The following is a 12,525-nucleotide window of genomic DNA, read 5'->3' as shown; positions in this document are numbered from 1 at the left end:
TCGGCGGAATGCGCGCCTAGGCGTGCGTCACGACTTCGCCGCGCAGACTGTGCGGCAGGGCGGCGGTGATGGTGACGTCGATGAAACGGCCGACCAGGCGTTCGTTGCCGGCGAAGTTGACCACGCGATTGTTGTCGGTGCGCCCGGCCAGCTCGCTGGCGTCCTTGCGCGCGTGGCCTTCGACCAGGACGCGCTGCGTCGTGCCGACCATCGCCTCGCTGATCCGCATCGCCTGAGCCTCGATGGTTTTCTGCAAGCGCATCAGGCGTCTTATCTTGAGTTCCGCCGGCGTGTCGTCGGCCATGTCGGCGGCCGGCGTACCGGGGCGCGGGCTGTAGACGAAGGAGAAGCTGTTGTCGAAGTTGAGCTCTTCGACCAGGCGCATGGTCTTCTCGAAGTCCTCCTCTGTTTCGCCGGGGAAGCCGATGATGAAGTCGGACGAAAGCGAAAGATCGGGCCGAGCCGCCCTGAGCTTTCTCACCAGCGACTTGAATTCGAGCACTGAATAGCCGCGCTTCATGGCGGCCAGGATCCGGTCGGAACCGGATTGCACCGGCAGGTGCAGGTGCGAGACCAGTTTCGGCGTACTGCGGTACACGTCGATCAGCCTTTGCGTCATTTCGCGCGGATGCGAGGTCGTATAGCGGATGCGCTCGATGCCTTCCATATCGGCCAGCGCCTCGATCAGGAAGGCGAGGTCCGCGGTTTCGTCGCTGTCATCGTCGCCGGTGTCGCCGCCGAACTTTCCCCGGTAGGCGTTGACGTTCTGGCCCAACAATGTGACTTCGCGCACGCCGCGCTCGACCAGGCCGGCGATCTCGGCCAGCACGTCGGGCAGCGGGCGCGAGACTTCCTCGCCGCGCGTGTAGGGCACGACGCAGAAACTGCAGTATTTGGAACAACCCTCCATGATCGAGACGAAGGCCGAGGTCCCGGTGACGGTGGCGGGCGGCAGGGCATCGAACTTCTCGATTTCCGGGAAGGAGATGTCGACCTGGGCGCGCCCGCTGGTCCGCCGCGCGGCGATCATCTGCGGCAGGCGATGCAGGGTCTGCGGGCCGAAGACGAGGTCGACGTAGGGCGCGCGGGCGACGATGGCAGCGCCTTCCTGGCTGGCGACACAGCCGCCGACGCCGATCACCAGATTCGGATTGAGTTGCTTGAGGTGCCTGACCCGGCCCAGATCGTGGAACACCTTCTCCTGCGCCTTCTCGCGCACCGAGCAGGTATTGAACAGGATGATGTCGGCTTCTTCGGGATTGTCCGTCTTGACTGCGCCGTCGCTGCCGGCCAGCACGTCGGCCATCTTGTCGGAGTCGTATTCGTTCATCTGGCAGCCGAAGGTGCGGATGAACACTTTCTTTGCCATCGTGGGTTGCGTGAAATACATGAAGAAGGCCCGCAATTATAGAACAGCCGCAGTCACCGCCCGTTTGCTACCATCGCCGCCATGAAAACCAAGTTCCAAGGTGGGTCGCAGCCCGCCACACCGGCGTCAAGCGCGGCGACCGTAGCAAAACCCGCAGTCGTCCTGCTCTCCGGCGGCCTCGATTCCGCCACGGTGCTGGCCCTGGCGCGCGAGCAAGGCTTTGCCTGCCATTGCCTGTCGCTCGATTACGGGCAACGGCATGGCGCCGAACTGCAGGCGGCGGCGCGCGTTGCCGAGGCTCTCGGGGCGACGGCGCATCGCGTGCTGAAGCTCGATCTCGGCCAGTTGGGTGGTTCGGCACTGACCGACAGTTCGATCGCCGTGCCGATTGCCGGCGTGCAGCCGGGCATCCCGGTCACCTACGTGCCGGCACGCAACACCATCATGCTGTCGTTGGCCCTGGCCTGGGCCGAGGTGCTTGGGGCGCAGAACATCTTTGTCGGCGTCAATGCCGTGGACTATTCGGGTTATCCGGATTGCCGGCCCGAATTCATCCACGCATTCGAGCGACTCGCCAATCTGGCGACCAAGGCGGCAGTCGAAGGCCGGCCGCTCAAGCTGCACGCGCCGCTGATCGCCATGAGCAAGGCGCAGATCATCGCCAGCGGCGCCCGGCTGGGAGTCGACTACGCAATCACCGTGTCGTGCTACCAGGCTGACGCGCAGGGCCGCGCCTGTGGCGTGTGCGACTCCTGCCGCCTGCGTAGCGAAGGCTTTGCCGCAGCCGGTGTGGCCGACCCGACCCGTTACGCGGATGGCAATTGATTGCCATTATTCGGGGTCAAAGAAGACTGATTCCATGCCCCGGTCGATATCCTAGAATGATTCACTATTTGTAAAAGAATCAAGCCACGACGATGGCTTTTGGGAGGAGTATGGAATTCACTATTCATTTGCAGATTCTGGGCATTGTGCTCGTCACCGGCATGGTCATGGGCGCGGTGGCCAACAAGACCAACTTCTGCACCATGGGCGCCGTTTCGGACTGGGTGAACATGGGCGACACGGGGCGCCTGCGCGCCTGGTTGCTGGCGATTGCCGTGGCCACGCTCGGCGTCGTGGTGCTTGAAGCCTCGGGCAAGGCCGTTATCGGTACAGGCACTTTCCCGCCCTATCGGACGCCGAATCTGGCCTGGTTGCGCTACGTGCTGGGCGGCCTGATGTTCGGCGTCGGCATGACGCTGGCCTCCGGTTGCGGAAACAAGACGCTGGTGCGCATCGGCGGCGGCAACCTGAAGTCCGTGGTGGTTCTGGCCATTGCATCGATCTGTGCCTATGCGATGTTGTGGACCAATTTCTACGACACAGTGTTCGGCAGCATGATGTCGGCGACCACGATCAACCTGGCGGCCGCCGGCAAAGCCAGCCAGGCTCTCGGGGATCTGACCGGGCTTGGCAATACGGCGTTCGGTGTGGTCATGGCGGCGGCACTTCTTGGCTTCGCCTTTTCCTCGCGCGACTTTCGCGGCAATTCCGACCACATTCTGGGCGGCGTGGTGATAGGCCTTGCCGTCATCGTCGGCTGGTACGTCACCGGCAGTTCGATGGGCGCGGCCTGGAAGGAATTTGCCGATTTTGCCGACATCAAGCCCTTGCGGGTCGAGACCCAGTCCTTCACCTTCATGAGCCCGATGGGCGACCTGGCGCGCTATGTGATGAACCCGGCCGATACCTCGCTGATCAACTTCGGCATCATGGCGCTGGTCGGCGTGATCGTCGGTTCCCTGCTGTATGCCCTGATAACCCGCAGTTTTCGCCTCGAGTGGTTCGTCAATGCCGGCGATTTCGCCAATCATGCGGTCGGCGCTGTGCTGATGGGCATTGGCGGCGTCTTGTCCATGGGTTGTACCATCGGGCAGGGGATTTCCGGCGTTTCGACGCTGGCCCTGGGATCGGTGCTGACGTTGATATCGATCATAGCTGGCTCTGCCGGCATGATGAAGTATCAATACTGGCGGATGATGCAGGAAGCCTGAAAGGGCTTCGATGAATTCACGGATGTCGCGTCGGGGCAGTTGCGGCGCCCTGCCACGGCCCGGACTGCGCACCGGGCCGGTTCCCACTCGCGGCATTGCCAACTCCGTAGCTCTCCTTGAGCAACTTCCCATACTTACCTGGCCTCCAATAAGTGGGTGATGGGATTCCGCACGATTTCTCGATTCTCGCCAGCCTGAGAACGGTTTGCAGCAAGGTAAGGAAGGATAAAAACAACTATCTGAAATAGGCAGCCCCGGCGTATCGCCGAGAGGGGAGGAGGGGAAATGACTGATGTATCCATAGCCACCGTCGGGATTGAAGACAAGGATCTCATGGTGCTGAAGTCCTTGTTGCCGCTGGTTGCCAGAACGCAGGGCCTGTCATGGCAGTTGGTAGAGGATCCGGCAGTCGCGCAGATTGCCTTTCTGGGGCGCTTGTCGCCGGAGCGGGTGGCGGAACTGGTAGGGCGACTCGGCGACAGCCTGCTGCTTATTTACTGCTGTTCGCGTGGCGAGGAGGCTCCGCCCGGGGTCCGTGTCCTCGGGCACTGCCCGCCACGAGCCAATGAGATCGCCGAAGTCCTGGCCGAGGCAGCGCAGCGGGCCGCGACCTCCGCTGCCACGGCGCAGCGTGCGACCGAGTCGGCCGTTGCCGCGCGGGCGATGCGCAAGCTATTCCTGCCGGAGCGCAGCCTGATCGGCGCGATCCAAGCGATTATCCCCAAACTGCTCATCGATCAGCCGCTGGCCGTGAGTGTTCCCGGCGCGCCGGATCTGCTCGTCGATGTAAACGCCGGGGTGCGGGCCGCCCGCGCCGATCCTACGTGGTTCTCGAGTCACGATTTCTGGCGCGCCGATCCTGCCGCGTGCCAGATCAAGGTCAGCAATGACGCGAAACTGCTGGGCGAATGCCGGCGTTTTTCCGCGCGGCCCTACCAGGCCCTGCGCTTCTGGGGTGTGATGAGCGCCTCCCAGGGGCAGCCGCTGGCGGAAATTGCCCGGGCAACCCGGGTCGGCCTGAAGAAGATGCCGGATTTCAAACTGCTGCCGCACCTGGAGTGGCAGCCGCGGCTGGCCGAAGGTCTGGTGGGAAAACTTTCGGCGCCCGAACACGTGGTGGCAAGCGCTGCCAGGCCGATCGAGGAAATCATCGATTTTCTCAATGCGGCGGCGGTGCTCGGTCTGGTCAAGACCGAATGAAACGTGCTGTAGGGAAGCAGCGCGAAGACAATTTCGCGACCAACGGCCATCCTTTTGGCCTTGATCATGCGGTCTGCTGCAGATAGGCCGCAGTCGCCGGGCTTTTTAGCAATTCCCATTTGACAGGTGCTTCGTCTATTGGTTAGAATGCTCGGCTTTCCGAGAAGCGCATGGGCGGATTCCATCCCTTGCTGCGCGGGCCGGGTTATCGATGCAAGCAAGGAACACGAGAATGAAAACATTTTCCGCCAAGCCACATGAGGTCCAGCACGACTGGGTTGTCGTCGATGCCACGGACAAGGTGCTGGGTCGCCTGGCTGCCGTGATTGCACACCGGCTACGCGGCAAGCACAAGGCCATCTTCACGCCGCACGTCGATACCGGCGATTACATCGTCGTGGTGAACGTCGAAAAGCTGCGCGTAACGGGCAACAAGGCCGAAGACAAGAAATACTATCGCCACACCGGCTATCCGGGTGGTATCAACGAAACCAACTTCACCAAACTGCAGCAGCGTTTTCCGGGACGCATCCTGGAAAAAGCCGTGAAGGGCATGCTGCCCAAAGGTCCGCTGGGCTACGCGATGCTGAAGAAGATGAAGTGCTACGCCGGCGCCGCGCATCCGCATAGCGCCCAGCAGCCGAAGACGCTGGAAATCTAAGGAGTTCTCATGGCAGTCACCCAATATTATGGTACCGGTCGCCGCAAGACGGCCATTGCCCGCGTGTTTCTGCGCACCGGCAGCGGCAAGTTTGTGGTCAACGACAAGCCGGTCGACGAGTTCTTCTCGCGCGAAACCGGCCGCATGGTGGTGCGTCAGCCGCTTGAGCTGACCCAGCACACGACCACCTTCGATATTCTGGTGAATGTCGAAGGCGGCGGCGAGTCTGGTCAGGCCGGTGCCGTTCGTCACGGCATTACCCGCGCTCTGATCGAATACGACGCGACCTTGAAGCCGGCTCTTTCGAGCGCCGGATTCGTTACCCGCGATGCGCGCGAAGTGGAGCGAAAGAAGGTCGGCTTCCGCAAGGCGCGCCGGCGCAAGCAGTTCTCGAAGCGCTAAGCTTCAGCGGCCGTATCGCTGTTGCGCAAAAAGCCGCCTTCGGGCGGCTTTTTAGTTATGTCCGCGCGGGATGCGGAGACGGTATCCCCTGGTGGGATATGTCCTCAGCCTCTGGCTGGAGGCGGTATCCACCGGATGAAGCCGCCGCGCTTGACGCCGATGGAGCCGGCATCAGCCGCCCTTTGAAACTCCGTTTTCGTTTGTATCCGGTTACGGGTTAACATCTTCTCTTCGCAGCAAGGAGCGTGGCATGATCAAGGCAGGTATCGTGGGCGGTACGGGCTACACGGGAGTGGAACTCTTGCGCTTGCTGGCGCAGCATTCCGGCGTTGAGCTCACTGCAATCACCTCGCGGGGCGAGGCCGGGACCAAGGTTGCCGACATGTTTCCCAGCCTGCGCGGCGCCGTGAGCCTGAATTTCAGCGATCCCAAGGACGCGCCGCTAAGCGATTGCGACGTGGTGTTTTTCGCCACGCCCAATGGCATCGCCATGCAGCAGGTGGCGCAGTTGCTGGATGCCGGAGTCAAGGTCATCGACCTGGCAGCCGATTTTCGCATCAAGGACGTCGCTCTTTGGGAGCGGTGGTATGGCATGACCCACGTCAGCCCTGATTTGATCGCCGAAGCGGTATATGGCCTGCCCGAAGTGAATCGCGAGCAGATCCGCAAGGCAAGGCTGGTGGCGAACCCTGGCTGTTATCCGACGGCGACTCAGCTCGGCTTCCTGCCGCTGGTGGAGGCAGGCTGTATCGATCTCGGGCATTTGATTGCCGACGCCAAATCCGGCGTTTCCGGCGCCGGTCGTAAAGCGGAGATAGGGATTCTATTTTCCGAGGCTGCGGATAACTTCAAGGCCTATGGCGTGCCGGGGCATCGCCACCTGCCCGAGATCCGGCAGGGTTTGGCGCGCGCTGCAGGCAAGGCCGAGCAGCAGATCGGCCTGACCTTCGTGCCGCACCTGACGCCGATGATTCGCGGCATCCATGCCACGCTCTATGCGCGTATTACGCGCGAAGACGATTTCCAGACCTTGTTCGAGCAGCGTTATGCCGCGGAGCCTTTTGTCGATGTGCTGCCGCCGAAATCGCACCCCGAGACGCGTTCGGTGCGCGCGGCAAATACCTGCCGGATTGCAGTGCATAGACCGCAAGGCGGCGACACGCTGGTGATCCTCTCGGTGATCGACAATCTGGTAAAAGGGGCCGCAGGGCAGGCGGTACAAAACATGAACCTCATGTTTGGTCTGGACGAATGTTCGGGTCTTTCGCAAGTTCCCGTTTTGCCCTGACGCTGAGGCGGCTGCGTAGCCGCTTCGGCATTTCAGCACCGCGAGTTGCAATCCGGACGCATCTGCCATGGTATTGGCGGGCGCTGTCCGTGGTCGCAATCGCGGGTGCGTCATTGGCTTTGGCCGGCTGGATTTATGACGCGGGGCAGCGCTTTGCGGGTTTTCATCAAGGCGCTAGCGAACATGAGATCACCGAAATGCGGGAACGCATTACGCAGCTGGAATCCGAGTTGGAAAGCGCACGCAAGGTGGCGAATGCCAGCGAAAGCCGTTTGCGCATCGAGAGCACCTCGCAGGAGCAACTGACCGCCCAAATACGGACCCTGGAAGAGGAAAACACCCACCTCAAGTCCGACTTGGCAACGTTTGAAAGCCTGGCAGGAGGGCAGGTGGGGAATTCGGGACTGGCGATCAGTCGGCTGCAGATCCTTCCGCTCGGCGATGGCCAGTATCGCTACCGCCTCCTGCTGGCGCAGACAGGAGAGAAAAAAGACAAGGAATTCAACGGTATGATCCAGCTGTTTGCAACCGTGCAGCAAGGCGCAGAGACTGCTATGATGCAATTTCCCGTTGCCGGAGATCCCGCTGCCAGCCAGTATCAGGTCAGCTTTCGCTACTTCCGGCGCCTGGAAGGCACATTCAAGGTGGCGAGCGGTGCGCGAATTCAGCGCGTCGAGGTGCGTCTGATCCAGGACGGCGCAGTGAAAGCCAGTCAGAGCGTGATGCTTTGAGCGTCACGGTATTCACACATTAGACAGGTGAGGAGATCCCAGTCATGTTTGGCAAGAAAATCAACAAGCCCCAGGGGCGTATCGACAGCTTGATCGGTGCCGGCACTTCTTTGGAAGGCGATGTGACTTTTACCGGCGGCCTTCGTGTCGATGGCGAAATCAAGGGAAATGTTCGCGGCAGCGAGGGACAACCGGCAACGCTGGTGATCAGCGAGCATGCACGGATCGAGGGCGAGATCTCGGTTTCCCACCTGGTTATCAACGGAACCGTAATCGGCGCGGTGCATTCGAGCGATTTCCTGGAACTTCAGACGCGCGCCCGGGTCACGGGTGATGTCGAGTACAGTACGATCGAAATGCATCTCGGGGCCGTAGTGCAGGGCCGCTTGGTGCATGAGGGCGCGCCGTCGAAGGCGGTGGAATTGAAACTGGCTGCAAGTAATTGACGCCTGACACTATTGAAACCATAATTTCCGGACATACTTATTATTCCATTGCGGAAAACCCACAGGAGAACACCATGAATGCACCCACCGAAATGCCGGCGCCGCTCAATTTCACCGATAACGCGGCATCCAAGGTCAAGGAACTCATTGCCGAAGAAGGCAACCCCGAGCTCAAACTGCGGGTGTTCGTGACTGGCGGCGGTTGTTCCGGGTTTCAGTATGGCTTCACTTTTGACGAAGTGACCAATGATGACGACACCGTGATGGAAAAGAACGGTGTATCGCTGCTGATCGACCCGATGAGCTATCAGTACCTGGTCGGTGCCGAGATCGATTACTCGGAGGGGCTCGAAGGTTCGCAATTCGTGATCAAGAATCCGAATGCTCAATCGACCTGCGGTTGCGGGTCGTCTTTCTCCGCCTGATTCGGGTTCCATAGACAAGAAAAGGCGTGGGGCCGTGGGCTCCGCGCCTTTTGTCGTCATCGCCTGCCGTCACGTGCGGAATCAGTGCCGATAGATGGCGCCCAGGATGCGTGGCCCACGGGCACCCGTGACTTCGGGTAGATTGCCCGTTTCGCCGTTCAGGGTACGCCACGCCAACCAGGCAAAGGCCAGCGCTTCTACCCAGTCGGCAGCTTGATCCAGAGAGTTGGTGCTGGCGACACGGCAATTCGTCAGATGATGCTGCAGTCGAGCCATCAGAGCCCGATTGTGCGCGCCGCCGCCACAGACGAAGAGTTCGACGGGATTATCGCACCAGCGATCGATAGCCCGGACCGCAGACACGGCGCTGAGTTCAAGCAGGGTCGCCTGGACGTCCTCCGGCCGTTCGCTGCCCGCAAGATGGCGCTCGATCCATGGCAGGTTGAACTCATCGCGGCCACAACTCTTGGGCGGGCTTGCGGCGAAAAAGCTGTCAGTGAGGAGGTTGTCCAGCAGTTCGGGAAGTACCTGCCCCTGCTCGGCCCACTGCCCGCCGTCGTCGTAGCGCAGTCCCTTGTGGCGTTCTATCCAGGCGTCCATCAGCAGATTGCCGGGCCCGCTGTCGAAGCCGCGCACCGCTTGCCCGGGATTGAGATCGGTCAGATTGGCGATGCCGCCGATGTTCAGGATGACCCGATGCCGTGAGGGATCGCCGAATATCGCTGCATGAAAGGCCGGCACCAGCGGGGCTCCCTGGCCGCCGGCGGCAATGTCGCGGCTGCGGAAATCGGCTACAACAGTAATTCCGGTCAATTCGGCCAGCAGCGCCGGATTGTTCAACTGCACAGTGTAGCCGGCGGCGGGTTGATGCCGGATGGTCTGTCCGTGACAGCCTATGGCCGCAACTTGCCCGGCGCCGACCCCCGCTTTGGTCAGGAGGTGCCCGACGGCCTCGGCGTAGCAACGAGCCAGTTCGTTGGCAAACAGCGCGGCGGAGTGGATTTCATCGTGTTGCGCGGTCTGTAGCCGCAGGGCCTGCTGGCGGATAGCGTCGGAATACGGCTGCCAGAACGTGGCAAGCGTGCGCGGTTGACTGCGGGAGAAGTCGACCAGGGCGGCGTCAATGCCGTCGAGGCTGGTTCCCGACATCAAGCCCACAACCAGCGGCACAGCCGATGCCATGTCAGTCGGCTTGGGCGAGGTCGAATCCGCGAATCAGGTCAATACGGGCGAGATGAGCCGCGGTTTGTTCCCGGAACAGGCCAAGCTGTTGCGGCATCAAGGGTGGCGCGCTGGGCAAGGCCATCGCCAACGGATTCTGATGCACTTCATTGACGCGGAACTCGTAATGCAGGTGCGGGCCGCTGGCCAGCCCAGTGGCGCCGACGAAGCCGATCACATCGCCTTGGCCGACGCGATTGCCTGTGCGCAGGCCCGACGCGAAGCCCGAGAGGTGCCCGTAAAGCGTCGTATAGCGATTCTGATGACGCAGGATAACGACCTTGCCATACCCACCTTTCACTCCGACATACTCAACCACGCCGTCGCCGGTGGCCTTGACCCGGGTGCCGGTCGGAGCGCCGTAATCGACGCCCTTGTGCGCGCGCCATTTCTGCAGGACGGGATGGAAGCGCGCCGAAGTGAAGCCGGACGTAATACGTGAGAATTCCAGGGGCGAGCGCAGGAAAGCCTTGCGGATGTTCTTGCCGTCGGCGGTGTAGTATCCGCCGCTGCCTGCGCTGCCGGCAGGATCGGCGAACCATGCGGTGCGGAAGGTCTTGCCATTATTGACGAACTCTGCGGCGAGGATGCGCCCGCTGCGTACGGCACGGCCGAGATAGGTCGCTGATTCGTAGATGACGGCAAAGCGATCGCCCTTGCGAAGGTCGCGATGAAAATCGATGTCGCCGCCAAAAATGTCAGCCAGCTGCGTCGCGACCGTGTCGGGAATCCCTGCCGCGTCTGTAGCGCCGAACAGGGAATAGCGAATCTCGGCAGTTTTCATGACCACCTGGGTTTCCAGTGGCAGGGGCTGCTCCGACGCCGTGAATTGGTCACCATCCGGTGCAGCCCGGCGTTCGATCACCAAGGCCTGGTCCTTGCCGCCGTTGAGCGGGAAGACCAGGGTCTGCAGTTCACCTTGTGGTCCGGTTCGCACCGTCAGGTTCTTGCCCGGGCTGAGCTGGCGGAACAGGCTTTGGGCAGTGGTGTTGCTTTTCAGAAAACCGACTGCAGCCGGATCGTCGATCCCGAGCCGCTGCAGCAAGTCCATTACCGTATCGCCGCGCTGCACGCGGTCTTCGCGCAGGAAGCTCTGATCGGCGTCGGATGCTGCTGTCAGAGGCGGCAGAGCCAGTTGCTCGACCACTTGCTGGCGGGGGATGTCCGCCACACGGGAGTCGTTCACGGTACCGAAAGCGGCGACCATGCTGAAGAGCGAAACTCCCAGCACGCCAGCACCAACCCAGAAATGCCCGGGCCGTTCGACTCGGTAGTCAAGGAGTTGCGCTAAAATTCCGCTCTTGTTTTTTTGCAATTGGATGGGTGAATAACTGAGAACGCAGTTTCAGAGAAGGCTAATGCAAGCGTCAGCGAGCGACAGCCGAAACTAAAAGTCGCGTGAGTGTAGCAAATATCCCCCTTCCGTCAAACCGGGTTACCTCACTATGGTCGATATCGACTCGCAACTGGCACTGATCAAGCGTGGCGCGGACGAACTGCTGATCGAATCCGAACTCGTCGAAAAACTGAAATCAGGACGTCCCCTTCGCGTCAAGGCGGGCTTCGATCCCACGGCGCCGGATCTTCATCTCGGGCATACCGTGCTGATCAACAAGTTGCGGCATTTTCAGGACCTCGGCCATCACGTCATGTTCCTGATCGGCGATTTCACGGGAATGATCGGCGACCCGAGCGGCAAGAACACGACGCGACCGCCGCTGTCCCGCGAGCAAATACTGGAGAACGCCGATACCTATCGGGAGCAGGTGTTCAAGATCCTCGATCCGCAGAAGACCGAGGTCTGCTTCAACTCGACCTGGTTCGAACCCCTCGGTGCCGCCGGCATGATCAAGCTCGCTGCGCGCCACACCGTGGCGCGCATGCTGGAACGCGACGACTTCTCCAAACGCTACACCGGCGGCCAACCCATCGCCATTCATGAGTTCCTCTATCCCCTCTGCCAGGGCTACGATTCAGTGGCCATGAAGGCAGACGTCGAACTCGGCGGCACCGACCAGAAGTTCAATCTGCTGGTCGGCCGCGAATTGCAGAAGCATTACGGCCAGGCGCCGCAATGCGTCTTGATGATGCCTTTGCTGGAAGGACTGGACGGCGTCAACAAGATGTCGAAATCTCTCGGCAATTACATTGGCATTGCGGAATCGCCCACCGAGATTTTCGGCAAGTTGATGTCGGTCTCGGATGAACTGATGTGGCGCTACTACGAACTGCTTTCGTTTCGTGCCAATGCCGAGATCGCCGGATTCAAGCGCGAAGTGGCCGAGGGACGCAACCCGCGCGACGTCAAGGTATTGCTGGCGCAGGAGATCGTGACCCGGTTCCATTCGGCCAAGGACGCCGAGGCCGCTCTCGCCGAGTTCGAGGCGCGGTTTCAGCGCGGCGTGCTGCCCGAGGATATGCCCGAGATCAGCGTTGCGGCAGGCTCGCTGGCGCAGGTATTGAAGGCCGCCGGCCTGACATCCAGCACTTCGGACGCCTTGCGCATGATCGATGGCGGCGGGGTGAGGATTGATGGCGAGAAAGTCGGCGATCGCAATGCGGCGCTGAGTGCGGGGGGGTGCGTTGTATTACAGGTGGGTAAGCGAAAATTTGCGCGCGTGACCCTTATTTGAGATTCATCGATTTTTTTTTGCGTAATCTATTGACCAACTAAAAACGGTCCGTATAATGCGCCCCTCTCTGCTGCATGCGGAGCCGCTGAAGGAAGTGAAAGCAAGGCGGAGTT

General features: G+C 61.1%; 13 protein-coding genes. 10 read left to right on the top strand and 3 right to left on the bottom strand.

Going from position 1 to position 12,525, the window contains the following annotated elements; translation table 11 throughout:
* Nucleotides 1-16 precede the first annotated feature (16 nt).
* Nucleotides 17-1,369, bottom strand: a complete 1,353-nt coding sequence (gene miaB / locus RMO95_RS11685) for a tRNA (N6-isopentenyl adenosine(37)-C2)-methylthiotransferase MiaB (protein WP_310450810.1) — start codon at nt 1,367-1,369, stop codon at nt 17-19.
* Nucleotides 1,370-1,450: 81 nt separating this feature from the next.
* Between miaB and queC the strand changes: the two genes are divergently transcribed.
* From queC to erpA, 9 genes are all read left to right on the top strand, one after another.
* Nucleotides 1,451-2,194 carry a 7-cyano-7-deazaguanine synthase QueC gene (gene queC, locus RMO95_RS11680; RefSeq protein WP_310450809.1) on the top strand — a complete coding sequence of 248 codons (744 nt, stop codon included), beginning with the start codon at nt 1,451-1,453 and terminating at the stop codon, nt 2,192-2,194.
* Between the two features lie 110 nt (nt 2,195-2,304).
* Nucleotides 2,305-3,405, top strand: coding sequence for a YeeE/YedE family protein (locus tag RMO95_RS11675; protein WP_310450808.1), 1,101 nt, complete (start codon nt 2,305-2,307; stop codon nt 3,403-3,405).
* A gap of 285 nt (nt 3,406-3,690) precedes the next feature.
* Nucleotides 3,691-4,605 carry a hypothetical protein gene (locus RMO95_RS11670; protein ID WP_310450807.1) on the top strand — a complete coding sequence of 305 codons (915 nt, stop codon included), beginning with the start codon at nt 3,691-3,693 and terminating at the stop codon, nt 4,603-4,605.
* A gap of 232 nt (nt 4,606-4,837) precedes the next feature.
* Entirely contained in the window at nt 4,838-5,266 is a 429-nt protein-coding gene (rplM, locus tag RMO95_RS11665; protein WP_310450806.1) for a 50S ribosomal protein L13, read from the top strand.
* A 9-nt stretch (nt 5,267-5,275) separates the two neighbouring features.
* Nucleotides 5,276-5,668: a 30S ribosomal protein S9 gene (gene rpsI, locus RMO95_RS11660; RefSeq protein ID WP_310450805.1), complete on the top strand. Its 393-nt coding sequence runs from the start codon at nt 5,276-5,278 to the stop codon at nt 5,666-5,668.
* Between the two features lie 250 nt (nt 5,669-5,918).
* A complete protein-coding gene (gene argC, locus RMO95_RS11655) occupies nt 5,919-6,956 on the top strand; it encodes an N-acetyl-gamma-glutamyl-phosphate reductase (protein WP_310450804.1) in 1,038 nt (345 codons plus the stop codon).
* A gap of 89 nt (nt 6,957-7,045) precedes the next feature.
* The gene (locus RMO95_RS11650) at nt 7,046-7,687 is read left to right on the top strand and encodes a DUF6776 family protein (RefSeq protein WP_310450803.1); all 642 of its coding nucleotides are present in this window, start codon (nt 7,046-7,048) and stop codon (nt 7,685-7,687) included.
* 44 nt (nt 7,688-7,731) lie between these two features.
* Nucleotides 7,732-8,133, top strand: a complete 402-nt coding sequence (locus RMO95_RS11645) for a polymer-forming cytoskeletal protein (RefSeq protein WP_310450802.1) — start codon at nt 7,732-7,734, stop codon at nt 8,131-8,133.
* Between the two features lie 74 nt (nt 8,134-8,207).
* Nucleotides 8,208-8,558, top strand: coding sequence for an iron-sulfur cluster insertion protein ErpA (gene erpA / locus RMO95_RS11640; protein ID WP_310450801.1), 351 nt, complete (start codon nt 8,208-8,210; stop codon nt 8,556-8,558).
* 81 nt (nt 8,559-8,639) lie between these two features.
* On the opposite strand, the gene RMO95_RS11635 is transcribed toward erpA, so the two are convergent.
* Complete coding sequence (locus RMO95_RS11635) at nt 8,640-9,740, bottom strand: anhydro-N-acetylmuramic acid kinase (RefSeq protein WP_310450800.1); 1,101 nt, start codon at nt 9,738-9,740, stop codon at nt 8,640-8,642.
* 1 nt (nt 9,741) lies between these two features.
* On the bottom strand, nt 9,742-11,094 hold the full coding sequence (locus RMO95_RS11630; protein ID WP_310450799.1) for a M23 family metallopeptidase: 1,353 nt from the start codon (nt 11,092-11,094) through the stop codon (nt 9,742-9,744).
* A gap of 130 nt (nt 11,095-11,224) precedes the next feature.
* On the opposite strand from RMO95_RS11630, the gene tyrS reads away from it, so the two are divergent.
* Entirely contained in the window at nt 11,225-12,412 is a 1,188-nt protein-coding gene (tyrS, locus tag RMO95_RS11625) for a tyrosine--tRNA ligase (RefSeq protein ID WP_310450798.1), read from the top strand.
* The last annotated feature ends 113 nt before the right edge of the window (nt 12,413-12,525 follow it).

It is taken from the genome of Sulfuritalea sp. (genome assembly GCF_031426875.1).
Classification (GTDB): domain Bacteria; phylum Pseudomonadota; class Gammaproteobacteria; order Burkholderiales; family Rhodocyclaceae; genus Sulfuritalea.
Note: the sequence above shows the minus strand (reverse complement) of the source record. Positions and strands in the feature narration are given on the sequence as shown.

Coding starts and splice junctions, on each gene's coding strand:
- miaB (WP_310450810.1), bottom strand. CDS start 1,369: ATGGCAAAGAAAGTGTTCATCCGCACCTTCGGCTGCCAGATGAACGAA.
- queC (WP_310450809.1), top strand. CDS start 1,451: ATGAAAACCAAGTTCCAAGGTGGGTCGCAGCCCGCCACACCGGCGTCA.
- RMO95_RS11675 (WP_310450808.1), top strand. CDS start 2,305: ATGGAATTCACTATTCATTTGCAGATTCTGGGCATTGTGCTCGTCACC.
- RMO95_RS11670 (WP_310450807.1), top strand. CDS start 3,691: ATGACTGATGTATCCATAGCCACCGTCGGGATTGAAGACAAGGATCTC.
- rplM (WP_310450806.1), top strand. CDS start 4,838: ATGAAAACATTTTCCGCCAAGCCACATGAGGTCCAGCACGACTGGGTT.
- rpsI (WP_310450805.1), top strand. CDS start 5,276: ATGGCAGTCACCCAATATTATGGTACCGGTCGCCGCAAGACGGCCATT.
- argC (WP_310450804.1), top strand. CDS start 5,919: ATGATCAAGGCAGGTATCGTGGGCGGTACGGGCTACACGGGAGTGGAA.
- RMO95_RS11645 (WP_310450802.1), top strand. CDS start 7,732: ATGTTTGGCAAGAAAATCAACAAGCCCCAGGGGCGTATCGACAGCTTG.
- erpA (WP_310450801.1), top strand. CDS start 8,208: ATGAATGCACCCACCGAAATGCCGGCGCCGCTCAATTTCACCGATAAC.
- RMO95_RS11635 (WP_310450800.1), bottom strand. CDS start 9,740: ATGGCATCGGCTGTGCCGCTGGTTGTGGGCTTGATGTCGGGAACCAGC.
- tyrS (WP_310450798.1), top strand. CDS start 11,225: ATGGTCGATATCGACTCGCAACTGGCACTGATCAAGCGTGGCGCGGAC.